17 protein-coding genes are annotated in these 24,495 nt (G+C 72.8%); 13 read left to right on the top strand and 4 right to left on the bottom strand.

Annotated elements, in window-relative coordinates; genetic code table 11:
* The first annotated feature begins 5 nt into the window (after window positions 1-5).
* The gene (locus tag WMF26_RS00430) at window positions 6-4,271 is read left to right on the top strand and encodes a hypothetical protein (RefSeq protein ID WP_437998676.1); all 4,266 of its coding nucleotides are present in this window, start codon (window positions 6-8) and stop codon (window positions 4,269-4,271) included.
* Window positions 4,272-4,965: 694 nt separating this feature from the next.
* On the top strand, window positions 4,966-5,832 hold the full coding sequence (locus WMF26_RS00425; RefSeq protein ID WP_061629864.1) for an Hsp33 family molecular chaperone HslO: 867 nt from the start codon (window positions 4,966-4,968) through the stop codon (window positions 5,830-5,832).
* 43 nt (window positions 5,833-5,875) lie between these two features.
* Here WMF26_RS00425 and WMF26_RS00420 read toward each other — a convergent pair whose 3' ends face one another.
* Both WMF26_RS00420 and WMF26_RS00415 read right to left on the bottom strand, forming a co-directional pair.
* Window positions 5,876-6,511: a TetR/AcrR family transcriptional regulator gene (locus tag WMF26_RS00420; RefSeq protein WP_437998675.1), complete on the bottom strand. Its 636-nt coding sequence runs from the start codon at window positions 6,509-6,511 to the stop codon at window positions 5,876-5,878.
* A 155-nt stretch (window positions 6,512-6,666) separates the two neighbouring features.
* A complete protein-coding gene (locus WMF26_RS00415) occupies window positions 6,667-8,292 on the bottom strand; it encodes an FAD-dependent monooxygenase (RefSeq protein WP_437998674.1) in 1,626 nt (541 codons plus the stop codon).
* Between the two features lie 416 nt (window positions 8,293-8,708).
* Here WMF26_RS00415 and WMF26_RS00410 point away from each other — a divergent pair, with 416 nt between their 5' ends.
* Window positions 8,709-9,173, top strand: a complete 465-nt coding sequence (locus WMF26_RS00410; RefSeq protein ID WP_437335266.1) for an SRPBCC family protein — start codon at window positions 8,709-8,711, stop codon at window positions 9,171-9,173.
* Between the two features lie 40 nt (window positions 9,174-9,213).
* Here WMF26_RS00410 and WMF26_RS00405 read toward each other — a convergent pair whose 3' ends face one another.
* The gene (locus WMF26_RS00405) at window positions 9,214-10,356 is read right to left on the bottom strand and encodes a sugar ABC transporter substrate-binding protein (RefSeq protein WP_437998673.1); all 1,143 of its coding nucleotides are present in this window, start codon (window positions 10,354-10,356) and stop codon (window positions 9,214-9,216) included.
* Between the two features lie 231 nt (window positions 10,357-10,587).
* Between WMF26_RS00405 and WMF26_RS00400 the strand changes: the two genes are divergently transcribed.
* The 4 genes from WMF26_RS00400 to WMF26_RS00385 all read left to right on the top strand — a co-directional run bounded on the left by WMF26_RS00400 (window position 10,588) and on the right by WMF26_RS00385 (window position 15,338).
* Window positions 10,588-11,391 carry a nucleotidyltransferase domain-containing protein gene (locus WMF26_RS00400; protein ID WP_437998672.1) on the top strand — a complete coding sequence of 268 codons (804 nt, stop codon included), beginning with the start codon at window positions 10,588-10,590 and terminating at the stop codon, window positions 11,389-11,391.
* Between the two features lie 444 nt (window positions 11,392-11,835).
* Window positions 11,836-12,786, top strand: a complete 951-nt coding sequence (locus WMF26_RS00395; protein WP_437998671.1) for a cellulose binding domain-containing protein — start codon at window positions 11,836-11,838, stop codon at window positions 12,784-12,786.
* A 369-nt stretch (window positions 12,787-13,155) separates the two neighbouring features.
* Entirely contained in the window at window positions 13,156-14,340 is a 1,185-nt protein-coding gene (locus tag WMF26_RS00390) for a PLP-dependent aminotransferase family protein (protein WP_437335265.1), read from the top strand.
* A gap of 164 nt (window positions 14,341-14,504) precedes the next feature.
* Window positions 14,505-15,338 (top strand): hypothetical protein, encoded by an 834-nt coding sequence (locus tag WMF26_RS00385; protein WP_437998670.1) that lies wholly within the window; start codon window positions 14,505-14,507, stop codon window positions 15,336-15,338.
* Between the two features lie 33 nt (window positions 15,339-15,371).
* On the opposite strand, the gene WMF26_RS00380 is transcribed toward WMF26_RS00385, so the two are convergent.
* Window positions 15,372-16,112 (bottom strand): hypothetical protein, encoded by a 741-nt coding sequence (locus WMF26_RS00380; RefSeq protein ID WP_437335263.1) that lies wholly within the window; start codon window positions 16,110-16,112, stop codon window positions 15,372-15,374.
* A 230-nt stretch (window positions 16,113-16,342) separates the two neighbouring features.
* On the opposite strand from WMF26_RS00380, the gene WMF26_RS00375 reads away from it, so the two are divergent.
* From WMF26_RS00375 to WMF26_RS00350, 6 genes are all read left to right on the top strand, one after another.
* A complete protein-coding gene (locus WMF26_RS00375; RefSeq protein ID WP_437953332.1) occupies window positions 16,343-17,017 on the top strand; it encodes a dienelactone hydrolase family protein in 675 nt (224 codons plus the stop codon).
* A gap of 143 nt (window positions 17,018-17,160) precedes the next feature.
* A complete protein-coding gene (locus tag WMF26_RS00370; protein WP_061622979.1) occupies window positions 17,161-18,516 on the top strand; it encodes a cyclic nucleotide-binding domain-containing protein in 1,356 nt (451 codons plus the stop codon).
* Window positions 18,517-18,791: 275 nt separating this feature from the next.
* Entirely contained in the window at window positions 18,792-20,474 is a 1,683-nt protein-coding gene (locus WMF26_RS00365; protein ID WP_437998669.1) for a serine/threonine-protein kinase, read from the top strand.
* 8 nt (window positions 20,475-20,482) lie between these two features.
* The gene (locus WMF26_RS00360; protein WP_437998668.1) at window positions 20,483-21,469 is read left to right on the top strand and encodes a tetratricopeptide repeat protein; all 987 of its coding nucleotides are present in this window, start codon (window positions 20,483-20,485) and stop codon (window positions 21,467-21,469) included.
* Window positions 21,469-23,121 carry an SBBP repeat-containing protein gene (locus WMF26_RS00355; RefSeq protein WP_437998667.1) on the top strand — a complete coding sequence of 551 codons (1,653 nt, stop codon included), beginning with the start codon at window positions 21,469-21,471 and terminating at the stop codon, window positions 23,119-23,121. Before WMF26_RS00360 ends, WMF26_RS00355 begins: the two co-directional genes overlap by 1 nt.
* A 541-nt stretch (window positions 23,122-23,662) precedes the next feature.
* The gene (locus WMF26_RS00350; protein WP_437998666.1) at window positions 23,663-24,385 is read left to right on the top strand and encodes a hypothetical protein; all 723 of its coding nucleotides are present in this window, start codon (window positions 23,663-23,665) and stop codon (window positions 24,383-24,385) included.
* Window positions 24,386-24,495: the final 110 nt, after the last annotated feature.

Below are 24,495 nucleotides of genomic sequence, written 5' to 3'. Positions count from 1 at the left end.
CGTCGATGGCAAAGCGATTGGCAATCACGGGGCTGACCGGCGCCGCGCTGCTCGGGGCGCTCTCGGGGACCGCGGGCGCGGATCCGGTGCGCCGGGTCCAGGTGGCGCAGCGCGGCGACTTCGTGCTCATCGGCAACACGCTCGCGCACGAGTGCGGGCCGTCCGAGGTCGCGCCCATGGTGGGCACGGTCGCCGCGAACTGCGGCGTGGAGGGGACGCTCGTGGACACGGCGCCCGACGTCTACTGGCGGGCCGACAGCCCGCTCGCGGGGCAGGCCGAGGCGAGCCCCACGGTAGCCCCCTCGGCGGCCCGAACCACCGCGGTCCTCAACCTCCCCACGGGCGCGCGGGTGACCCACGCCTATCTCTACTGGGCGGCGAGCCGCGCCTCCGGCTCGGCCGATCTCACCGTGACCCTGGATCGGCCCGGCACCTTCAGCAGCAACGTGACCGGCACGCTCTCCGGCGAGGTGTCCTCCAGCGACATCCACGCCCAGGCGGTGGCCGACGTCACCGAGATCGTGCGGACGCGCGGCGCGGGCGCCTACCGCCTGGGCGGCATCTCCAACGCGATCGCCCTCAACGACGTGAACAAGTCCTTCGTGTTCGCCGGCTGGTGGATGGTCGTGCTCTACGAGCTGACCACCGCGCCCGCCCGCAACCTCGCCATCTTCGACGGGCTCGACATGGTGTTCGACGGCGAGGCGGTGGAGTGGACCATCTCGGGGTTCGTCGTCCCCTCGGGCGCGGGCCTCGCGAAGCTCGGCGTCATCGGCTACGACGGCGACAGCACGACCGGCGACGGCATCGAGTGGAACGGGACCGGGCTCTTCGACGCGGTGAACCCGGTGAACGACTTCTTCAACAGCTCCCGGTCGTTCCTCGGCGCGCCGGCGTCGGCGGCGGGCGATCTGCCGCGGCTCACCGGCGGGCCGCTGAGCATGAGCGGCATCGACGTCGACGTGGTCCAGGTCCCGTCCAACTTGCTCAGGCCGGGCGACACGTCGGCGGAGGTCGGGGCGGTGGTCCTGGGCAACGACAGCTACTTGCTCGGCGGCCTCATCACGTCGGTGCCGACGCGCCTGCCGGATCTGACCAGATCGACAAAGTCGGTCCTGGACCTCAACGGCGGCGGCGTCGCGCCGGGCGACACGCTCGAATACACGATCATCGTCGCGAACACCGGGGACGACAGCGCCGCGAACGTCGTGCTGAGCGATCCGCTGCCGCCCGGGGTCACCTACGTGCCGGGCTCGCTCGAGATCACCGCGGGCCCGAACATGGGCGGCGTGACCGACGCGGCCGGCGACGACGAGGGCGAGTACATCGCCGGCACGAGGACGGTCCGCATCCGGCTCGGCAGCGACGCCAGCGCGGCCCAGGGCGGGTCGCTCGGCGTCGACGAGACCACGACGGTGCGGTTCCGCGTCACCATCGACCCGGGCACGAACGGCGAGATCGCGAACCAGGCGACCGTCGCGGCGCAGAGCCCGGCGGGCGGATCTTCGCAGAACTACCCGACGGACGGCAACGGCACGGACCAGCCGGGCGCGCCGCCGACGTCGATCCTCGTCGACAGCGACAGCGACGGGCTGAGCGACGGCGACGAGATCGCCGCCGGCACGGACCCGAACGACGCCGACACCGACGACGACGGCATCAGCGACGGCGACGAGGAGCTCTGGGATCGCGACACCGACGGCGACGGGCTCGTCAACGCGCGGGACGTCGACAGCGACAACGACGGCCTGTTCGACGGGACCGAGGTGGGGCTGACGGCCTGCGACGGCCCGGGGACGGACGCGCTCGCGAGGCACTGCGTGCCCGACGGCGACGCCGGGGCGACGACGACCGATCCGCTGGACGCCGACACCGACAACGGCGGCGCGCTCGACGGCTCCGAGGACGCGAACCTGAACGGCGTGCTCGACGAGGGCGAGACGGACCCCACGACGGGGCACGGCGCGGACGACAGGCAGGTCGCCGACACCGACGGCGACGGGCTCGGCGACGCTCTCGAGGGGCATATCGGCACCGATCCGAACGACGCCGACTCGGACGACGACGGCGTGCGCGATGGGCATGAGCCGAACCCGACGGATGATCACGACGGCGACGGGCTCGTCAACGCGCTCGACATCGACAGTGACAACGACGGCCTCTTCGACGGGACCGAGCTCGGCCTCGGCTGCGACGGTCCGGGCACCGACGCGACGGTGGGCAACTGCACCCCCGACGGCGACGCGGGCGCCACGAAGACGTCGCCGCTCGACGCGGACACCGATCGCGGCGGCGTGACCGACGGCTCCGAGGACGCGAACCTGAACGGCGCGGTCGACGCGGGCGAGACCGCTCCTCAGGCCGGCCACGGGGACGACGATCGGCAGAACACCGACAGCGACGACGACGGGCTGAGCGACGATCTCGAGGAGACGCTGGGCACCGATCCGAGCGACGCCGACTCCGACGACGACGGGGTGCGCGACGGGCTCGAGCCGAACCCGGCGGACGACACCGACGGCGACGGGCTCATCAACGCGCTCGACGTCGACAGCGACAACGACGGCCTCTTCGACGGGACCGAGCTCGGCCTCGACTGCGACGGCGCCGGCACGGACGCGCCGTCGCGTCGCTGCACCCCGGACGCGGACGCCGGCGCCACGAAGACGTCGCCGCTCGACGCGGACACGGACGACGGCGGCGTGAGCGATGGCTCCGAGGACGCGAACCTGAACGGGGTCGCGGACAACGGCGAGAGCAACCCGACCCGCGGGCACGGCGACGACGACAGCGAAAACGACGACAGCGACGACGACGGGCTGAGCGACGATCTCGAGGAGACGCTGGGCACGGATCCCGGCGACGCGGACTCGGACGACGACGGCGTGCAGGACGGGCAGGAGCCGAACCCATCGGACGACACGGACGGCGACCGGCTGATCAACGTGCGCGACGTGGACAGCGACGACGACGGGCTCTTCGACGGCACGGAGCTGGGCCTCGCCTGCGACGGCCTCGGCACCGACGCGGAGGCTGGGCACTGCACGGCGGACGCCGACGGCGGGGCGACGAGGACGTCGGCGGTGCGCCGTGACAGCGATCGGGGTGGCGCGAGCGACGGCTCCGAGGACGCGAACCTGAACGGCGCGATCGAGGCCGGCGAGACCGACCCGACCGCGGGCCACGGCGACGACGACGACCAGAACGTCGACAGCGACGGCGATGGGCTGGGCGACGACCTCGAGGCGTACCTCGGATCGGATCCGGGAGATCGCGACAGCGACGACGACGGTCTGTTCGACGGCGACGAGCCGAACCCCAGCGACGACGGCGACGGCGACGGGCAGCCGGGCGTCCTGGATGCGGACAGCGACGGCGATGGGCTCTTCGACGGCACTGAGGCGGGGAAGGACTGCGCGGACGAAGACACCGCCGGCGACGCCGGGACGTGCACGCCGGACGCCGATGGCGGGGCCTCGACGACGAGCGTCGTGGACCCCGACACCGATCGGGGCGGCGCGAGCGACGGCGAGGAGGACCAGAACCACAACGGCATGGTCGACGAGGGGAGCGACGAGACCGATCCGAACGACGCCGGGGATGACCGCGGCGACCGTGACGGCGACGGCCTCTCGAACGCCGAGGAGACGGCGCTCGGCACCGATCCGGACGACGCGGACAGCGACGACGACGGGGTGATCGACGGCGAGGAGCGCGAGCCCGGCGCCGACACGGACGACGACGGGAAGATCAACGCGCTCGATCCCGACAGCGACGGGGACGGGCTCTTTGATGGGACCGAGCTGGGCAAGGACTGCTCGCACGCGGACACCGAGGCCGACGCGGCGACCTGCGTGCCCGACGGCGACAACGGGGACACGACGACGGATCCGACGAAGGCCGACACCGACGGCGGCGGCGCCATCGACGGCGAGGAGGACGAGGATCACGACGGCGTGGTCGACGCGGGCGAGCGCGATCCGAACGATCCTGCGGACGACCGGCCCATGACGTGCGAGCAGGACAGCGATTGCGACGCCGGCATGGTGTGCGATGAGGCGACGAAGCAGTGCGTCCCGGGTTGCCGCAACGAGGACGACAGCATCGGTCCGTGCCCCACGGCGCCGCCCGGCGACGGGATCGTGGTGCAGGGCGGCGGCTGCGCCTGCACGGCGGGCGCGGACGATCACGGCAGCCCCTCGGTGCCGTGGGCCTTGCTCGCGGTCGGCACCTGCGCCGCGGCGCTGCACCGGCGCCGTCGGCGCGGATGAGCCCCTCCACGACGGCGCCCCCGCCCGGAGCAGGTGGAGCGGATCCGACCCAGCGGGTCCGACCCAGGTTGCGGCGGCCAGCGGCCAGCCGACCTGACGCGGGCGGCCAGCAGCTGGCCTGACCCAGGTCGCCTACCCGACGCAGGTTGCGGCCGCCGACCCGACCGAGGTTGCGGCTGCCCGCTGCCGCCGACCCGACCGAGGTTGCGGCTGCCCGCTGCCGCCGACCCGACCGAGGTTGCGGCTGCCCGCCCCCGCCCGACCCGACCCAGGTTGCGGCTGCCCGCCCCCGCCCCGACCCAGGTTGCGGCTGCCCGCCCTCGACCCGACCCAGGTTGCGGCTGCCCGCCCCGCCCCGCCCCCGACCGAGGTTGCGGCTGCCCGCCCCCGACCCGACCCAGGTTGCGGCTGCCCGCCCCGCCCCGCCCCGCCCCCGACCGAGGTTGCGGCTGCCCGCCCCCGACCCGACCCAGGTTGCGGCCGCCCCGACGTTGCGCCGCCCCCGACCCGACCCAGGTTGCGGCCGCCCCGACCCGCCCCACCCCGCGGACCCGACCCACGTTGCGCTGGATCCGCGGGCTGCCGACGGGCCAGCAGGTCCGCCGATCGCCACCTCTCCGCCCGGGTCGCATGCGCCGCGGGTTGCCATCTGCCGTCCGTGGCTTAACGATATTTCCTCACGGGAGAGTCCATCTTGCTCCGACCTTCTGATTCCGTCGTCCGCGCCATCACGATCGATGGCGCTTTTCGCGTCATCACGGCGCTGACCACCGACACCGTGCGCGGAGCCATCGCGGTGCAATCGGCCACCGGCTCGACCGCGCAGCGGCTGGGGGAGCTGATCACCGGCGCCATCCTCGTGCGCGAGGCGATGGCGCCGAACCTGCGCGTCCAGGCGATCGTCAAGGGCGCGACCGGCCACGGGACCCTCGTGGCCGACTCGCACCCGGACGGCACGAGCCGCGGCCTGGTCAACCTGGGCAAGGGCGCCGCCGAGAAGAGCGCGGTGGAGATCGGCGAAGGCTCGCTGCTGCAGGTCATGCGCACGCTGCCGAACGGCATGCTCCACCAAGGCGTCGTCGAGGTCCCGGCCGAGGGCGGCATCTCCGGCGGCCTGATGACATACATGCAGGAGTCGGAGCAGGTCGTCTCGATGATCGCGGTGGCCACGCTGATCGGCGAGGACGGCGTCGGCGCCTCCGGCGGATATCTGGTGCAGCTGCTCCCGGAGGTCGAGCGCGGCCCGCTCATGGTGATGACCGAGCGGCTCAAGGATTTCGAGCGCCTCGACGACGTGCTCGCGCATGAGGGCGCCTCGGCGGACGTGCTGCTCGAGGAGCTGCTCTACGGCATGCCGTTCTCGCGGCTCGACGACTCACCGCTCAGCTTCAGCTGTCGCTGCAGCGAGCTCCGGGTCATGACCACGCTGGCGAGCCTGCCGCGGACCGACATCGAGGAGATGGTCGAAGACGGGAAGGTCCTCGACATCCGCTGCGACTACTGCGGCAAGGACTACCAGGTGTCGCCGTCGCAGCTCCGCTCGCTGTTGACGACGAGCTGATCGCCGCCCATGGCGCGCGGCCGGCGCGCCGGGCCGCGCGAGGTCACGCTGGCTGGTCGGGCGAGAGGCCGCGGAGCACGAAGGCGATGACCCGCTCGATCTCGGCCTCGTCGTCCCACGCCGCGTCGGGCGCGATGAACACGCGGTGGAGGATGTACCCCGCGAACGTCGAGGCGATGCAGCGGAGGACGAGGGCGGGCGGCCAGCCGACGATCTGCCCCTCGCGCTGAAAGTGCTCGATCTGGGCGATCCCCTTCGCGAGGAACGGCGCGTACACCCGGCTGGCGATGCCGATCCGCAGCTCGGCGTCGAACGGCAGCTCCTGCGCGAGGATGCGCACGAGCTGCGGGTGCGCGCGCACGAACGCGGTGCGCTCGGCGAGGAGCGCCCGCAGGAAAGCCTCGAAGGTCGGGTACGTCGCGTTGAAGAGCGGGTCCATCGAGCGCGCCAGCGCGGGCCCCACGAGCTGCTCCATGGCGGGACCGATCACCCCGAGCAGGAGGTCCCTCTTGGTGGGGAAGTACTTGAAGATCGTCGCCTCTGCGACCCCTGCGCGCCGGGCGATGTCCCTGGTCGCGGTCCCGCGGAAGCCATGCTCTGCGAAGGCAGCCACCGCGGCCTCGACGATCTTTCTTTGCGCCTCGGTCAAGGTGTCGTTCGAGCGCGGTCGTCGGCTCATCGGCGTTCCCTCGGCTCATCTCTAGTACCGCCCGGCCGCGATCCCGACGGATTTCGGCCGCCGCCGCGGGACGGACCGCGAGCGGCGCCCGCCGTCGCGCGCGAGGCGCTGCGCGCTCCAGCGGCGCGCGCCTCGTTCCGCGAGCGGCCGGCGCGCTAGGCGGCTTCGGCCCTGCGCGTGAAGAGCCGGCCGAGGGCCTGCGGGAGCGCGCCCTCGTCGAGCGGGTCGCTGCGCACGCCGACGTAGCCGTCCGGCCTGACGAGGACGGCGGCCGAGGACGCGACGCCGTACGCCGCGTGGGCGTGCCCGTCGGGATCTGCGAAGCCTCCGCCTTCGAGCGCGCCGATGACGAGGACCTTGAGGTCTGGCCTGCCGAGCTGCGCTGCAAGCTTTCGGGCGTGCTCGCGCGCCCCTCCGTCCGCCTGCGGGCCGGTGAAGAACAGCAGCGTGAACTCGGCGTCGCGCATCAGGTCGAAGAGGTGGACGTGCTCTCCCGCCGCGCTGCGGACCACGGCGTCCGGCGCGCGATCCCCCGCGCGGGGCCCGTGCTCCGGCGGGTTCCCGATCTGCACCGACAGCGGGCTCTTCCGGTAACGGATCTTGAGCTGCGAGAGGAATCCCAGGATCCGGCGCTGCACGGCGGAGATGCCGAGGGCGCGGGACGCGAGGCGCGGCGCGATCGCGCGCAGGGTCCGGCCCACCGGCCCGTGTCCGGCCATGAGGCCGAAGAGTCGGTCAGTGAAGTCGATCAGCTTGCGCGCCACGGGGAGCCGCTCCACCTCGTAGGTGTCCAGCAGCCACGCGGGCATCCGGCCCTGCTCGACGGCCGCGAGCTTCCACGCCAGGTTGTAGGCGTCCTGGATCCCGGTGTTCATGCCCTGCCCGCCGGCCGGGCTGTGGATATGCGCCGCGTCGCCGGCGAGGAACACGCGTCCTTTGCGCAGCCGCGCGGCCACGCGGTGGTGGAGCCGGTAGCGCGAGAGGACGATCGACTGCTGGACCTTGAAGGGTACCGGGATCATCTCGCGCATGGCGGCCTCGAACTCCTCGAGCGAGACCTGCGCGCCGTGCATCGGCGGAGGTTCGGGCCGGATGAGGATGACCCGGAACCGGTGGCTGCCGGGCACGGGAAACGCTGCGGCGACGCCCCGACGCGAGGGGCTGATGTAGATGTCGCCGTCGGGCAGCGGCCAATCGACGATGAGGTCGCCGAGCATGCAGTGTTCGTCGTAGGTATCGCCCTCGAAGGCGATGTCGGCGCCCTTGCGGACAGCGCTGTGCGCGCCGTCGCAGCCGAGCAGCCATCTGGCGCGCACCTCTTCGCTGCTCCCGTCGGCTCGGCGGAGCGAGCACGCGACGCCGGCGCTGTCCTGCGTGTAGGAGGCGAGCTCGATGCCGCGCTCGAGCGTCACGCCCAGCCCGGAGAGTCGGGAAGCCAGGACGCGCTCGGTATCGAACTGCTGGAGGATGAAGATGCCCGGGATCGGCGTGGACAGCTCCGGGAAGTCGAAGATCGGCAGCCGGGCGCGCTGCCCGTCGGAGAGGAGGACGTTGATGCCGCCCACGCGCACGGCGCGCTCCATGGCGAGATCGACGATCCCCATCCTGCGGAAGAGCTCCATCGTCCGTGTCTGAACTGCGAGCGCTCGCGAGTGATCCGAGGGCGGCTCCGGTGCTCTGTCCACGATCCGCACCGTGAGCCCCCGCCGGGCGAGCTCCCCGGCCATCGTCAACCCGGTCGGCCCTCCGCCGACCACCAGCGCGTCCAGTGCTCCCGCCATGACCCGCCTCCGATTTGGTGAGTGAGTACTCACTCACTAAGACAGGGCGAGCGGGTTGGCAAGGCAGCCGTCGCTGATGTCCACCGCAAGGCGTCGACCACAACGTGGGTTGGGGTGGCATCGGCCCGACCCACGTTGAGGCAGCCGAGCAGCCGACCGACCCAGGTTGCGCTCTGCCCCGGCGCTCTGCCGACCGACCCAGGTTGCGCTCTGCCGACCGACCCAGGTTGCGCTCTGCCGACCGACCCAGGTTGCGCTCTGCCGACCGACCCAGGTTGCGCTCGCCCCCCCCGCCCCCACCAATCCCGTCAAGGACGGATCCTCCACCCGCAAGCTCTCTCTCCTCTTCCCCTAGCCCCTCTCCCCCCACCCCTCCCCGCGTGCTTGCTCCGCGGGATCCATGCGATGGTCGCCGCATGGCAGAGGTCCACGTCAACGTCTACATCCACGCCCCGCTCGAGCGCGTCTTCGACGCGGTGGCCGATCACGAAAGCTTCCTTCGCTCCGAGGACGGCACCCGCACGACGCTCATCCGGCCGGGGCTCACCGAGCGCAACGGCCTCGGCGCCCTCCGCGAGGTGCGCGTCGGGAAGCGGATCCGCTACGTCGAGGAGATCACGGCCTTCGAGCGCCCCGCCTCGTTCGACTACCACATCCTCGAGAGCAGCCAGCCGCTCCGGCACCACGGCTCGCGTCTCCGCTTCACCTCGCGCGGCGACGGCACCGAGGTCGACTGGACATCGCGCTTCGAGGTCCCGCTGCCGCTCGTCGGCGACCTCCTCGGCTCGCTCGCCAGGCGCTTGTTCACCGCGGCGTTCACCGAGCTGCTCCTCGCCGAAAAGGCGCGCCTCGAGGCCTCGCAGCCCAAGCCCGCCGCATGACGCGCCCGCGGCCCCTCCGGCAAGCCGGGGAGCTCCAGACCTAGAGGCCCGCCGCCTTGCACGCCTCGGCGTACTGGGCCGTGCAGATCTGCTCCTGGGTCCAGAACGCGTCCGCGATCACCCAGTCCTTCAGGTTCTCCTTGGTGACCGCCAGCGGGACCAGCAGCACCGACGGGACGTCCTTCGTCCCGTTGCTGACCGTCTTGCCGCCCGTGATGTCCGTGGGCACGGGCTTGCCCGTGGCGAGGTGGTACGCGATCACCGCCGCGGCCTCCGCCTGCGGCTTGATGGCCTTGTACACCGTCATGTACTGCTCGCCGAGGAGGATCCGCTGGACGGCGGCGAGCTCGGCGTCCTGGCCCGTCACGGGCGGCAGGGGCTTGATGCCGGCCGCCTTCATCGCGGCGATCGCCCCGCCGGCGGTCCCGTCGTTGGCCGCGTACACGCCGTCCACCTGGTTGTTCAGCGCGGTGAGGGCCTGGGTCATCTGGTCCTGCGCCTTGTCGGGGCTCCAGTCCGGCGTGTCGTACTCCTTGACCACCCGGACCTTGCCGTCGAGCGCGCCGTGCGCCCCCTTCTTGAAGGTCAGCCCGTTGTCGTCGGTCGCCGCGCCGTTGATCATCACCACGCGGGCCGTCGGCTTGTTGTCGAGCGCCTTCAGCAGCGACTCGCCCTGGAGCCTGCCCACCGCCTCGTTGTCGAACGACACATAGTAATCGATCGCGTCCGTGCCCGGGACGAGGCGGTCGTAGGCGATGACAGGCACCTTCTGGGCCTTGGCCTTGTTCGCGATGACGGCCGCCGACGCGCTGTCGACCGCGTCGAGGACGAGCACGCTCGCGCTGTTCGTCAGCGCCGCTTCGGCCTGCGCCTGCTGCTGCGAGGCGTCCTGGTTCGCGTTGCTCGCGAGGATCTGGCAGTCAGGACAGAGGGCCTTCACCTTGGCCTCGAAGAACGGGCGGTCCTTCGACTCGTAGCGCGCCGTCTTCGACTCCGGCAGGAGCAGCGCAATCTTGGCCCCGCCCGCCTTACCCCCCTTGTCGCCCGCCGCCGCGCCCGTGGCCCCCGCCGCCGCGCCCGTGGCCCCCTCGGCGGCCCCCCCTTGCTGCCGAGAGCACGCGCTCAACGCGAGCGCACTCAGGGCCCACGCTGCCAGTCGACCGCTGAACGCTTTAGCCTTCATGAACTTTTCCCATGCACGTAAACTGCGGCAGCGCCGACGTATACCCTCACTGGAGAGTGCCGTCCATGGCCGCTGGCCCCCGGGGAGGGGCCGCGCTCGGCGAGGCCGATCCGGGTCTCGCCGAGCGCGTCGAGCGGGCGCCTCTGAGCGGGAAGTCTCCGAGCGGCCGCGCTACCGTGCGACGGCCCTCCGGGAGCGAGCTCCTCGGGGCAAGAAAGCGTGGATGACCCAATGCGAGAACCGAACTATCGACCTCACCATCTCCGGACCGTATCGCGCCTCGTCGAGCGGCTGAGCGCGGACCCGTGCTCCGTGGCCGTCATCGTCGGGGGTTCCCAGGCGAAGGGGCTGGCGAAGGAGACGTCCGACATCGATTTCTTCTGGGTGGTCACCGAGGAGGAGCAGAGGCGGCGTCACGCGACCGGCGAGCTCGTCTACGTCGCCTCGGACGAGGGCCTCGTGGACTATCCGGGCGGGTACGTCGACGGCAAGATCGTCAGCCTCGACCTGCTCCAGAAGACCCGCGAGCGCGGCAGCGAGCCGGCGCGCTCGGCGTTCCTGGGCGCGACGGTCGCCTGGTCGCGGCTCCCGGAGATCGACGGCCTGGTGCGCGCGATCTCGGCCTATCCCGAGCACGAGCGCGCGCACAAGATGCTTGGCTTCATCGCCCAGCTGGAGGCGATGCGGTATTACCTCGAGTCGGCGGAGCAGCACGACAACCGCTATCTCCTGACCTGGGCCGCGGCGCGCGCGGTGCTCTTCGGCTACCGGCTGATCCTGGCGCACAACCGCATCCTGTATCCATACCACAAGTGGGTGAGGGCCTTCGTGGCGGACGCGCCCGACAAGCCGGCGGATCTCCTGCGCCTCGCCGACGAGCTCATCGGCGCGCCGGGCAAGCGCACGGGCGAGGCGTTCTGCGGCGCGGTGCTCTCGTTTCGTGACTGGGAGAGACCCGCCCAGTGGCAGACGCGGTTCATGGCAGACTCCGAGCTCAACTGGCTCCATGCGCCGCCTCCGCTGGAGGACGCGTGAGGCAGCCCCGCGGGCCGGGCCACAGGCGGCGAGGACGCGAGGGCTCCCCCGGCATCGGCCCGTGTTGTTCGCCTACCTGTGCGCATATCTGTGCACAGGAAGACTCCGAAAACTCCAAAAAACGCCAAAAACGCCAAAGCTGGCTACGACATCAGCAGAAATGTACCGGGGTAGCCCTGTCCCTGCGCCCAAACTCCTTGCTGGAGACCAGGGGATCTGGTTAAACTCCCGAGCTCAACTTCCTTCCGTTCGACCTTCGGACATGGTTGGGCGCTCGCAGGGGTACTCAAGATGCGACCGACGGCAAGGTGTGCGTCGCTGCTCGGCCCGAAGGCGTCCGATGCAGCTTGTAGCCGAGGTTTTCCGATGAAGATGTCAACGAGGGCAGGAGCGCCGCTCCTGCCGGGCAGTTGCAGCCATCGAGTCGGAGAATCGCGCTCCTGGTTGAGGGACTCGAGGGCTCTCTCCGCCGCCTCCCTCCTGATGCTCGCGGCGTGCGCCGAAGGCTCCAGCCTGGGCGGCGACGGCGGAGGGGGCGGGGGCAGCCCGACCTCGACCTCGATCGGCGTGACCAGCTCGAGCAGCGTGGGCTCCTCGGTGTCGACCTCGGGCAGCACGACCAGCTCCGCGACGAGCGGCACGTCCGGCTCCGGCGGCGGTGTCGCGAGCACGACGGTGAGCAGCTCGGCAGGCGGGGACGGCGGAGCCGGCGGCATCGGCGGGGCCGGCGGCGAGGGCGGCGAGGGCGGCGCCGACGTGACGGCCACCACGGCGAGCAGCTCGGTCAGCACCACCGCGAGCAGCACCACCAGCGCCACCACGAGCAGCTCGGTCAGCACCACCGCGAGCAGCACCACCAGCGCCACGACGGGCGTCGGCGGCGGCAGCGCCACGAGCTCCACCACCGCGAGCTCCACCACCGGCGGGGCGACCACACCGGCGCTCGAGCTGCAGTACGCGGCGAGGGAGACCGGCGCCGAGGCCCAGCAGCTGTCGTTCAAGGTCCGGATCAGGAACACGGGCGCTGAGCGCATCGCGCTCAGCGATCTGACGATTCGCTACTGGTTCACGGCCGACGTCGAGATGGTGGATCTCAAAAGCGAATGCGACTTCTCCGAGGTCACCGGCGGGTGCGCCAACGTCACGAGGGCGTTCCGCGCGGCGTCGGGCACGGACGCGGATCACTACCTGGAGCTCGGCTTCAGCGCCGCCGCAGGCAACATCGATGCGGGCGCCACGTCCGGAGAGTCGCAGATCCGCATCTACAACAGAGAGGTCTACGACCGCATGACGCAGACCGACGACTACTCCTTCGAGGCGACGACGGCCTGGACACCCTCGATGCAGATCACCGTCTACCACGACGGCGAGCTCGCCTGGGGCGTAGAGCCCTAGTCAGCACGACACCTCCTCCCCGACGGCCGGCCCGGGCGAAACACCGCGCGAGCGCGCTCCACGCCCGGCGCGCCGGACACGGATCTCCTGGCAGATCCCTCGCCGCCGGACCACGACGGCCGTATTTCCAGACCATGTCCGCCTCGGGGACACCCCTGCACGCCCGTCGTTGCGCTGTGGCAGCCTGACACGCCGCGCGAGCACGCCACACCCAGCAACGCGCTCTCGCCTCTCCGGCGTTGCCGCGATGTAACCAAATTTCCAGGCAATTACGTCCTGCCGTGGGCCCCGAGGGTTTCTGCTCCGTCTGGAGACGGACAGCGCTGGCGGCATCATCCTTGAATAAGCAGCGTCCGGACTCTCAAATCTATGGACGCTACCGCGCTCGCCCCCCATCCGCCCCCGTCATCCCACATCCGGCCGTCGCAGGCCCCGAGCTCGCAAGATCCGCCGCGGAGCGGGCCGCGGCTCGGCCTCGGCCGGTTCGAGACGCTGAAGCGGCGCGCCGCAGGCACGCCGGGCCTCGTCAGCTTCGCGGGCGGGCTGCCGGCGCCGGGGGAGTTCCCGCGCACCAAGCTCGCGGCGTCGTTCGTCCGCGCGCTCCAGACCCCCAGCTGCCCGGCGCTCCAGTACGGCTGGCCCGAGGGCGACGAGGACCTCCGCTCCTGGATCGCCGGGCAGCTGCGGCGGCGCGGCGCCAGCGTCGCCGCCGACGACGTCATCGTGACGAGCGGCGCGCAGCAGGCCGTGTCGCTCGCCGCGCAGATGCTCCGCGGGCCGGGCGCCAGGATCGGCGTCGACCCCGAGAGCTACCCCGGGGCGCTCGAGCTGTTCCAGGCGCTCGGCGCGACGGTCGTCGACGACGGGCGCCACGTCGACGCCCACTACCTCATGCCCGCCGTCTCGAACCCGCGCGGCCGCAGGATGTCGCCCCGCGAGCGGGCCAAGGTCCTGTCGACCCTCCGGCCCGTCATCGAGGACGACGCCTACGCGGATCTCTGCTTCGACGGCCCCGCCCCGCGGCCGCTCCTGGCCGAGGCGCCCGATCGCGTGTTCCACGTCGGGACGTTCTCGAAGACGCTGTGCCCGGGGCTCCGCGTCGGCTGGCTCGTGCCCCCGCGCGCGCTCCGTGCCGACGTGCTCAAGCTCAAGCAAGCCGCCGATCTGCAGGCGGCCAGCTTGCCGCAGGCGATCCTGGAAGACTACCTCCGCAACGAGGACTTCGATCAGCGGCTCGTGCGCCTGCGCGAGTTCTACGCCCGCCGCGCCGCCCGCATGGAGCAAGCGCTCCGCCGGTACCTGCCCGGCTGGAGGTTCGAGCCGCCGGCGGGCGGCTTCGCGATCTGGGTCGAGCCCGACGCCGAGCCGAACGAGGCCTTCTTCCTGGCCGCCGCCATCGAGCACGGCGTCGCCTTCGATCCGGGGTCGCTGTTCCGCGCGAACGGCGCCGTGACCCCGTTCGCCCTCCGGCTGTGCTTCTCGTCCGTCGAGCGCGACGAGGACCTCGACGAGGGGATCCGCCGCCTCGCGCGGTGCTGGGCCGAGGTCGCGTAGCGCCGCACGCGCCCGCGATCGCGGCCAGCGCCGCGCATCGCCCTCGTCCTCCCCTTCCCGGGCTTTTCCGGCGTCTCCCCCGCGGCGGGCGATTTCCCGCCTCGCGGCGCGGCGCGTCCGGCGTCGACAGACCGATCTTCGGCCCCAGAGATCGCGTCGAGGACATGATCACCTGGACCCGCCGCGCGACGCTCCGCGGGCGCCTCGAGCGCCTCGCCCTCCTGGCCCTCACGCTGGCGGCCGTGCTCGCGTCCGCGCCCCCCGCGCGCGCACGCGAGATGTTCTTCGATTACGGAGATCACTCGAGCGCCGAGGAGGCGCTCGAGTTCTCCGGGCTCCACCTTTCCCGCATCGTCTATTCGGAGCTCGGATGTCCGAGCCGCCCGGTATGGCTGACGCTCGACGCCACGCAGGGAGAGACGCTGCGCGTGCAGCTCGGCGTGCCGGAGATGGACGCGCTCCGCCGCGAGCGCCCCTCCCTCGCGCTGCTCGGCCCCGGCCTGCCCCGGGCCGCGGCGCTGCCCTTCGAGGCGCCCGCGGGGCTCGGCGCGCGGCTCTTCTCGACCGGGAGCGCCCGCGCGCCGGAGGTGGTCCGCGAGCCCGTCACCGGCGCCCGCTCCTGGCTCCTGCTCGAGCTGCGGACGGAGGTGCCGGAGACCGGGAGCTACCACCTGGTCGCGTGGAGCCCGGAGGCGCGCCGCGTGCGGCTCTGGATCGCGCTCGGCGACGCGCCGAGCGAGGAGCTCAGCAACGTGGACGACCCCGAGGAGCGCGCGGTGGCGTTCCACCAGCCCTGGACGGCGCCCGATCTCGGGGCGACCTGCGCGCCCGGGCGCCCCGCGCGGCCCGGGGACGGCGCCTCGGCGGCGGCCTGCGCGCACGCGGCCGGCCCTGCGCGCGGCGCCCTGCCCGGCCTCGCGGCGGCGCTCGCCGTGGCCGCGGCGCGGCGCGCGCGCCGCCGCGACCGCGCGGGGCGCCGCGGCGGGCCGGAGCCGTGACCGGCGCCGCGGCCGGCGTCGCCGCGGGGCCGCTCACTGCTCCAGCGCGCCGCCCGGCTTGTGCGGGACGGGCGGACGACGCTCGAGCAGCTCCCGCGCCGCGGCGCGGACGACCGCGGGCACGTCCGCCGCCGCCGCGAGCTGCAGGAGCTCGGGCCGCAGGAGGAGGCGCACCATGGGCACCGCGATCTCCGGCGGCGCGCCCGGGTTCTGCACGATCGCCATGCGCACCCGCGCGCGCTGGGGCCACTCGGGGTGCCGCGCGATCTCCGTCATGACCTCCGGGCTCGCCGGGCGCCGCGCCGCGAGCCGGACGACGTCGTCCTCGGTCAGGCGCGGGTTCGCGAGCAGGTTGCGGATGACGAGCGGGTGCGGATCCCGCAGCAGGGCGTCGAAGGCGGCGCGCGTCGGCCGCCGCGCGAGCGCGCGCCGCTCGCCGAGCGTGAGCGCGCGGCCCGCGCCCGAGGTGGCCACCTGGCGCTCGTCGGGCGCCGGCGAGGCCGGCTGCGCCTCGCGCCGCCCCGCCTTGCGGCGCAAGAGCCGCGAGAGCGACAGGAGGGCGAGGGAGGCGGCGAGCTCCCGGAGCTGCGCGACGCGCTCGGAGAGCGCCGGATCCGCGAGGACCGGCACGACGGCGCCGAGCACGTCGCGCGCGGCGGGGTCGGCCTGCTCGGCGTCGCGGCACAGGTCGTCGAGCGCGCGGGCGACGGCGGCGGGCTCGGCGCGCAGCATCTCGCTCCGCAGGAACGCGACCCGCAGCCGGAGCTCTTTCACGGAAGAGACGGCCCGCCTCCATCGCTCCGCCAGCGGATCCACGCGCTCATGTTACTCCCCGCCGGCCCGGTGTGCAGCGCGTGCCCAGCATCTCGCGATGCGCGATGCGCGATGCGCACCACGCGAGGCGCGGTTATCCTGCGCCGCGCCCGAGGGGGCGGCGGAGGCCGTGCCCCGCTCGTTCACTGGGGCCGGCGAGGCCGCGCCCCGCCTTGAAAGGGAGGAGTCGCATGTCCGAGAAGGTTTCGTTCCCCGTGAAGGATGGGTCCTCGGCGACCGGCGAGATCGTCTGGCCGAAGCAGGGCGGCAAGGCGCCCGCCGTCGTGCTGATCCAGGAGTGGTGGGGCCTGAACGACCACGTCCGCTCGCTGCTCGATCGGCTCGCCGCCGCCGGGTTCGTCGCCCTCGCGCCCGACCTCTACCACGGCAAGGTCACCAAGGACGCCGCCGAGGCCAACCGGCTCATGACCGAGCTCGACAAGCCGCGCGCCCTCGAGGAGATCGCCGGCGCGGTCCGCTTCCTGTCGGCGCACGAGCGCTCGAACGGCAAGGTCGGCGTCATCGGGTTCTGCATGGGCGGCGCGCTCAGCTTCGCCGCCGCGGCGACGATCCCGGAGCTCGCGGCCGTGGTGCCCTTCTACGGCGTCCCGAGCCCCGCGCCCGACTACACGCGCGTCAAGGCGCCGATCCTCGCCCACTTCGCCGCGCGCGACGGGTGGGCGACGCCCGCCGCCGCCGAGGCGATCCGGAGAGAGCTCACCGCCCGCGGCCAGTCCATGGAGCTCCACGTCTACGACGCCGACCACGCGTTCGCGAACGACACGCGCCCCGAGGTCTACAACGCCGATGCGGCCAAGATCGCGTGGGAGCGGAGCATCGAGTTCCTGAAGCAGCACCTCGGCTGAGCGCTGCGCCCCGGCGCCGCCCCGGAGACGGCTCGCCGCGCTCCGCGCCCCGCGCTGGTCAGACACGGACCGCCGAGCCGCCGCGTTGCGACCGGGTCGGCCTTCTTTGCCGTCGCGCAACGAACCCTGATATAGACGCCTACATGGCCCTCCCCCCGGTGCTCCCGGGTTCGACCCACCAAGCGGAGTCGCCGATCGACCGAGCGCTGTCGCTCGCGCTCGCAGGAGAGCGCGACGCCGCGCTCCGTTGGGCCGCGGCGCTGGTCCGGCACGACCCGACCATGCCGTCCGCGCTCTGCCTCTGCGGCCGCCTCCTCGGCGAGCTGAACCGGCACGAGGCCGCGCGCGAGGCGTGCGCCACCGCGGTCGTCCGCGCGATCGATCTGGAGAACCTGCCGCTCGCCGTGGCCGCCGCGCGCGAGAGCGAGCGCTTCGGCGGCGATCCCGGCCCGGGCCTCGACCTCATCGCCGAGGCCTTTTGCCGGGACTCGCCGCGGCTCGGCGAGGGCGCGCCGCCGCCGCCGCCGCTGCCGACCGCCGAGGCGTTCCAGCCGCTCGCGTCCGTGCTCACCGGCGCGCTCCTGCTCAACAAGGCGACGGAGATCATCCACGACGCCACCCGCAGGCTCGCCGCCCAGACCGACCACCCCGGGATCGCGCCCCAGCCGGTCTTCTCGTCCGTCGGGCGCGACGCGCTCCGCGCCCTGTGCGCCGCGTTCACGCCCATCTGGGTGGCGGCGGGGACGACCGTCATCGAGCAGGGCGCCGCGCGCAGCGAGGCCTACTTCGTCGCGCGCGGCGAGCTCGAGGCCCGGCGCCGGCGCGGCAGCGAGGAGATCGTCCTCGCGCGGCTCACGAACGGCGCCATGTTCGGCGAGATGGCGCTGCTCTCGCGGGCGCCGCGCACCGGCAGCGTCGTCGCCACGCGGCCGTCCATCGTGCTCGAGGTGAAGCGCGACGCGATCGACGAGATCGCCCAGCGCGAGCCCGAGGTCGGCCTGGAGCTCGCCGCCTACTGCCGCGACCGCATGGTGGAGAACCTCGTCCGGATGAGCGACGTGCTCCGCGTCGTCCCCGACGCCGACCGGCCCGCGTTCGTGAAGCGGTTCCGCACCCGCACGTTCGAGAAGAACGAGCGGCTCCTCGTGCAGGACGAGCGGCCCCCCGGCCTGTTCCTCATCGCCTCCGGCGAGGTCGCCGTGGTCCGGCGCGACACCGCCGACGACGCCCACCTCGAGCCGCTCGTGCTCACCACGCTCGGCCCGGGCGACGTCGCGGGCGAGATCGCGATGGTCCTCCGCCGCGCGGCGAACGCCGACGTGATCGCCGTCCACCCCACCGTGGCGCTGTACCTGCCGGCCACCGAGTTCATGGGTCTGGTCGAGGATCACCCGGCCGTGCTGGCGCAACTCTACAAGCTCGCCGTCCAGCGCGACGAGGAGACCACGAGCATCATGGCCGAGGAGGTCTCCGTGGCCGAGGACTTCGTGCTGATCTAGGGCGCCGAACCGCTCGAGAGACGAAGAAATGCGCCATGGTTGGGCAGAGTTTTTGTTGTTGTTCCCTCTCTGCCTCTGTGGTTCAAACTCTCTGTTGCGCGGCGTTTCAACCTGTTCGGTGGTCTAGCAGCGTCCTGCGAGCCCGAGGTACGGGCGTCGATTGACGCTCCGCGCCATGGCCCGTAGACTTCCGGTCTATCCGTTGTTCTTGTTGATCAGCACTGAACAATTACCAGCGTAGGGTAGGCCACGCGCGCACGACAGGTCCTGCGACAATGACGACGAAGGCGTTCGGGCTGGAGGGACAGGTGCTGGTCGGCCGGTATCGGCTGATCCGCCCGCTCAGCTCGGGCAGCATGGGCACCGTCTGGCGCGCGGACGATCTCACGCTGGGCTCGCCGGTCGCGATCAAGATGCTCGGCCCGCTGTACGCGAAGGACGAGACGGTGCGCGCGCGCTTCTACCAGGAGGCGCAGGCGGCGGCGGCGCTCCGCAGCCCGCACGTCGTGCAGATCCTCGATCACGGCGTCGACAACGACGTCCCGTTCATCGCGATGGAGCTGCTCGAGGGCGAGGACCTCGCGCACCGGCTCCAGCGCGTCGGCCCGCTCTCGCCGGCCGAGACGGCGCGCATCTTCGCCGACGTCGCGCGCGCGGTCCGCAAGGCCCACGACGCCGGCATCGTCCACCGCGACCTCAAGCCCGACAACATCTTCCTCGCCCGCGACGACGACCGCGAGGTGGCCAAGGTCCTCGATTTCGGCGTCGCGAAGACGCGCCTGTACGGCAGCGAGGGCCTGGGGACGCAGGCCGGCGTGCTCATCGGGACGCTGCCGTACATGAGCCCTGAGCAGGCGCAGGGCGCGAACGTCGATTACCGATCGGACCTGTGGGCGCTCGGCGTCATCGCCTTCGAGTGCGTGTGCGGCCGGGCGGCGATCACGGCCGAGGCGCCCGGCGCGATGATCCTCGAGATATGCAGTGACCCGCTCCCCGTCCCCTCGAAGGTGGCGCGCGTGCCCGTGCCGCCGGCGTTCGACGACTGGTTCCTGCACGCGTGCAGCCGCGATCCGAGCGCGCGGTTCCCCTCGGCGACGGCGATGGTCGAGGCGCTGCGCGAGGCGCTCCTGCCGGGCGGCGAGGCGCAGGAGGCCGGGAGGGCGTCGCTGATCTCCGCCCCCGCCCCGGCCCCCGCCGCCGCGGGCGCCGCGCCGAGCTCCGTCCCGCCGGCGGACGCGGCGCCGGCATCCGCCGCGCCGGCATCTCCCGCGCCGGCGTCTGCCGCCCCAGCGTCCGCCGCACCGGCATCTGCCGCCCCGGCGTCCGCCGCGCCGGCGTCCGCCCCGCCGGTCTCCGTCTCGCCGGGCGGCGGCGCGGCCTCGCCGCCGGTCGTCGACGAGGGCGCGGAGGTCGACTGGCCGCCTCGCCGCGTCGCGCCCGTCACCGCCCTCGTGCTCGCCCTCGCGGCTGCGGTCCTCGGCGTGGCGCTCTTCGTGGGCTGGCGTGCGCTGGGCAGCGACCCGACCGCGCGCCAGCAGCCGTCCGGCGCGGCGTCGTCGAAGGCGCCCGCGCTCGAGGCGCAGGCGGCCGCTCCTCCGGCGAACGCGCCGCCGGCGGAGGCAGCTCCGGCCAGCGGAGCGCCCGAGATCGCGCCCTCCCGCGAGGCGACTGCGGCGGCCGCCGCGGCGCCCTCGGCCCCTGCCGCCGCGGCCGCCGCGGCGCCCTCGGCCGCTGCCGACGGCGCCGCCCCCGCGCGGGCCTCCCGAGCGCCCGCCGCGGCCGCATCGTGGGCCGCGTCGGCGCCCGATCGGCCGAGCAAGCCCGCCCCGTCCGCGCAGCGGACCAGGGCCGCGGCAGTGCCCTCGGCCTCCAGCGCGGCGCGGCCCTCGGCCTCCAGCACGGCGCGCCCCTCGGCCTCCAGCCCGCCGCGGACCAAGGCCGACCGCCTCGGCTTCTGAGGAGACGCATGCACCCGCGCTTGAGGGCCCTCGGCACTGCCACCGTCGCGTTCGCGCTCGCGCTCGCCGCCGCGCCCCCCGCGCGCGCGGCCGACGTCGACCCGGCCACCGTCAACGCTGCCCGGGCGCTCGCGGAGGAGGGCCTCGAGCTCTACGACCGGGGCGAGTACGCGGCGGCGCTCGACAAGCTCGGGCGCGCGGAACAGCTGATCCAGGCCCCCACGATCGGCCTGTACGCGGCGCGGTGCCTCGAGCAGCTCGGTCGCCTCATCGAGGCCTCCGAGCGCTACCTGCAGGTGAGCCGCACGGCGCTCGAGGCCTCGGCGAGCGACGTCTTCAAGGCGGCCGTCGCCGACGCCGAGAGGGCATATCGCGATCTCAAACCGCGCATCCCCAAGCTGGCAGTCGGGGTGCGCGGCGCCCCGGAGCGCGAGGTGCAGATCGCCGTCGACGGCAAGCCGATGCCGCCCGCGCTCGTGGGGGTGAGCCGGCCTGTCGATCCCGGCAAGCACCTCGTCGAGGGCGCGTGGGCGGGCCGGGTCGTCCGGCAGGAGGTCACGCTGGCGGAGCGCCAGGAGGCGTCGATCGCGCTCGCGTTCCCCGAGGTCCGCCGGCCCCCCGCCCCCGCGCCCGCCGGCCCCGCGTCGCAGGGCGTCGCGCAGCGCGTGCTCGGCTGGTCTGCGCTGGGCACGGGCGCGGCGGCGCTCGTCGTCGGCGGCGTCACGCTCGGCGTGACCCTCGCCCTGCGCGGCGATCTCATCGACCTCGGGTGCACCGAGAAGGTCGAGTGCCCGGACACGCCGAAGACGCGCGACAAGCTGGGCTCGTACAACAGCACGCGCCTCGTCCCCGCGCCGGCGTTCATCGTGGGCGGGGCGCTCGCCGCTGGCGGCGCGGCGCTGCTCCTCACGCTGCCGGCCGCGGCGAAGCCCAGGGACGCGGCGGTGCGTCCGTGGATATCGCCGTGGGGCGCTGGGATCACAGGGGTGTTCTGATGAGACGCAGCGGCTACTTGGTGCTCTTCGGCGCGCTCGGCGTGGCCGGCGCGCTCGGCGGATGCTTCGACAAGGGCGTGATCGCGATGAACGGCGGCGGCGCGGCCGGCGCCGGCGGGGCGGGCGGCCTGGGCGGCCTGGGCGGCCTGGGCGGCGACGGCGGCGCGGGCGGCGGCGTCGGCGGGGCGACGACGAGCGCCTCCACGGGCGACGAGCCCTGTGTGTCCTGTTATGACGGCCCCCCCCTCACCTTGAATGTCGGCGAGTGCAAGGACGGCTGTCTGCGCGACGGGGTGTGCGTCGATCAGGTGGTCCCCACGGCCGAGGGGTGCGCGACGGAGGCCATGGACGAGAGCTGCGACGGTGAGCCGACGTGCACCGGAAAGCTCGAGTGGAGCCGCAAGATCGGGGAGAACGGCGCGCAGTACGGCCATGACATCGCCTTCGACAGGGAGGGAAACCTCCTGGTCGCGGGGCGGTTCACGGGGGATGTGGGCTTCGCCACCGACCAGGGCTCGACCGACGCCTTCGTCGTCAAGCTCGACCCGACCGGGGCCAGGCTCTGGGGGAAGGCGTTCGGGGGGAACGGCTCGGATGCCTGCACCCGCCTGGCGCACACGAAGGACGGCGGCGTGATTGTGGCCGGGACCCACGACAACACCCTCCGTATCGACGGGACGCCGCTCGACAACGACTCCGGCACGGACGACGTGTTCGTGGCGAAGCTCGATGCGAACGGCGGCCTCGACTGGATGAATAGCATCAGCGGTTCCGCGGACGACACGGTCCAGGGGCTCGCCGTGGACGCCGAGGGCAACATCTTCGTCGCTGGCAGTTTTGTCGATCGGGCGACGGTGTTCGGCGCGAAGAACCTGGTCAGCTCCGGCGGAGAGGACATCTTCGTCGCCAAGATCGACGCGGGGGGGAACCACGTCTGGAGCGTCAACTTCGGCAATCGGAGCGAACAGGTCGTCCTCGACGCCGCGGCCACGCCCGACGGCGGCGTGGTCCTGGTCGGCAGCCTCGCGGGGGACATGAGCTTCGGGGACAAGCCCGTCAGCCCCCGCGGCTACGACGCCTTCCTGGTCAAGCTCGACAGGGACGGGGTGCCGCGCTTCGCCAAGAGCTTCGGCGATGACATGGCGCAGGCGTTCGTGTCGGTCGCGGTGGACGCCCAGGGAGGCATCGTCGTCGCGGGGGATACCCACGGAACGATGAACATCGATGGATCCACATCGCAGTATCGCGGAGGGGCCGACGCGGTGGTCGCTGCCTTCGACGCCGAGGGCAAGCCTCGCTGGAGCCGTCAATTCGGGAATCAGGAGGATCAGAAGGCGCTCGGGGTGGCGGTGGACCAGGCGGGCAACGTCATCGTGGTCGGAGAATTCGCGCGCTCGATCGATCTCGACTCTCGGCACCTCGAGTCCCGCGGCGACAGGGACGCTTTCCTGGCGAAGTTCACACCGGACGGCACGACGGTCTGGGCCATCTCGTTCGGCGATTCGATGACGCAGAGCGCAGCGGACGTCGCGGTCGGCGCGCTCGGCGTCATCGCGCTGACGGGCCATTTCGAAGGCAGCATCGATCTCGGGGGAGCCCCGCTGGCGAGCGTCGGGGGCTCCGACGCGTTCGTCGCCAAGCTGCAGCCCTGACGTCCGCCCCGCGGCGACGCGCGCTCCGCCCCCGCTGGCGCCCTTCCTGCATTCCTGCGCATCGAGGTCTGCTCGCCGCCGCATGCTCGTGCAGCCAAGCTCGAATCGCGGGAACCGTACGGGAACGCCCATGAAGTGATGGCGTGGCCCTGAGCATGCGCCGACCGGCATTCCAGTGAAGATGCGCCGGTACACATCCATTGACATCTCTCGGTCGTTGACCACACTTGCGCGAGGCCTCCTCGCGCTGCATTGAGCAAAGGCGGATCTCCGTACCCGCAAGCAGCACGAGCGTCCGACGCGCGGGGCAGGACGTCCGGTGGACCAGGGGGACACATGGAGGTCCGGTGAGAGCTCCATGTACCAGAACAACTGATCCACCGGATCGAGCGCGACCCGCCTCTGGATCCTCTCGAGATCTCCTGCGTCGCTCGCATTCGAGCGCTTTCCGGGGGGGCGCGCGGCGCGGTGGCGAGCTCCTCGCACCGGGCACCACATTTGCCTGCCGAGGAACCGCTCACGGAGGAGGAGGTCTCGCGCGATGATCAACACTCAAGAGAGGCCGGGGTCGCTGCCCTATACCCCCGTCACACCAGGGGCGCTGCCCTATACCCCCGCCACGCATGCTCAGGGGACGAGGACGGGCGTCCACGCGGCGGTCCAGGTCAGCCCCAGCATCGCGCCGGTGGGGGCCAGCCCCAGCATCGCGCCGGTGGCGGCCAGCGTGCCGCCCATGTCGTCCTCCTCGGGGGACCTGGACCGCGAGCTCGAGGCGCTCGCCCAGGGCGTGCGGCAGAAGCGGCGGAGCCGGCTCGCGGTCGGCATGGGCCTGATCATCGCGGCCGCGGCTGCGGTCGCGGTCACCACCTTCGCCGGCAAGGTGAAGGAGGCCGAGGCGGCCCAGGCCGAGGCGGTCGCCGCGCGCATCGCCGAGCAGGACAGGATCGCGCAGCTCAACCTGGAGCTCGAGGCGCGCAACAAGAAGATCTCCGAGCTGACCCTCGCGCTCGACACGGCCAAGAGCGACGCCGAGAAGGCGCAGAAGGCGTTCGCCGCGTACAAGGCCGCGGAGGAAGCGAAGGCTGCGGCCGAGGCCGAGGAAGACGAGGCCGACGCGAAGACGTCGAAGCTCTCGCCCAAGGCGGCCGCGGTCAAGGGCGGCCGGTCGGCGCCGGCCAAGGCCGCGCGAAGCGCCCGCGCGGGGGTGGCGAAGAAGGGCAAGTGCGTGTGCAAGCAGGGCGACCCGCTCTGCGGCTGCCTGTGAGCGGCAGCGCGCCGCCTGTCCCGTGAGCGGCAGCGCGCCGCCTGTCCCGTGAGCGGCAGCGCGCCGCCTGTTCCGTGAGCAAAAGCTCGCGGCCCCTCCCCCTCCAGACC

Origin of the sequence: Sorangium sp. So ce185 (assembly GCF_051526825.1) — a bacterium.
GTDB lineage: Bacteria > Myxococcota_A > Polyangia > Polyangiales > Polyangiaceae > Sorangium > Sorangium cellulosum_D.
The sequence above is the reverse complement of the archived record's forward strand: the minus strand, read 5'-3'. Positions and strand labels throughout refer to the sequence as shown.

Coding starts and splice junctions, on each gene's coding strand:
- WMF26_RS00430 (WP_437998676.1), top strand. CDS start 6: ATGGCAAAGCGATTGGCAATCACGGGGCTGACCGGCGCCGCGCTGCTC.
- WMF26_RS00420 (WP_437998675.1), bottom strand. CDS start 6,511: ATGAGCCGACGACCGCGCTCGAACGACACCTTGACCGAGGCGCAAAGA.
- WMF26_RS00415 (WP_437998674.1), bottom strand. CDS start 8,292: ATGGCGGGAGCACTGGACGCGCTGGTGGTCGGCGGAGGGCCGACCGGG.
- WMF26_RS00410 (WP_437335266.1), top strand. CDS start 8,709: ATGGCAGAGGTCCACGTCAACGTCTACATCCACGCCCCGCTCGAGCGC.
- WMF26_RS00405 (WP_437998673.1), bottom strand. CDS start 10,356: ATGAAGGCTAAAGCGTTCAGCGGTCGACTGGCAGCGTGGGCCCTGAGT.
- WMF26_RS00400 (WP_437998672.1), top strand. CDS start 10,588: ATGCGAGAACCGAACTATCGACCTCACCATCTCCGGACCGTATCGCGC.
- WMF26_RS00390 (WP_437335265.1), top strand. CDS start 13,156: ATGGACGCTACCGCGCTCGCCCCCCATCCGCCCCCGTCATCCCACATC.
- WMF26_RS00385 (WP_437998670.1), top strand. CDS start 14,505: ATGATCACCTGGACCCGCCGCGCGACGCTCCGCGGGCGCCTCGAGCGC.
- WMF26_RS00375 (WP_437953332.1), top strand. CDS start 16,343: ATGTCCGAGAAGGTTTCGTTCCCCGTGAAGGATGGGTCCTCGGCGACC.
- WMF26_RS00370 (WP_061622979.1), top strand. CDS start 17,161: ATGGCCCTCCCCCCGGTGCTCCCGGGTTCGACCCACCAAGCGGAGTCG.
- WMF26_RS00365 (WP_437998669.1), top strand. CDS start 18,792: ATGACGACGAAGGCGTTCGGGCTGGAGGGACAGGTGCTGGTCGGCCGG.
- WMF26_RS00360 (WP_437998668.1), top strand. CDS start 20,483: ATGCACCCGCGCTTGAGGGCCCTCGGCACTGCCACCGTCGCGTTCGCG.
- WMF26_RS00355 (WP_437998667.1), top strand. CDS start 21,469: ATGAGACGCAGCGGCTACTTGGTGCTCTTCGGCGCGCTCGGCGTGGCC.
- WMF26_RS00350 (WP_437998666.1), top strand. CDS start 23,663: ATGATCAACACTCAAGAGAGGCCGGGGTCGCTGCCCTATACCCCCGTC.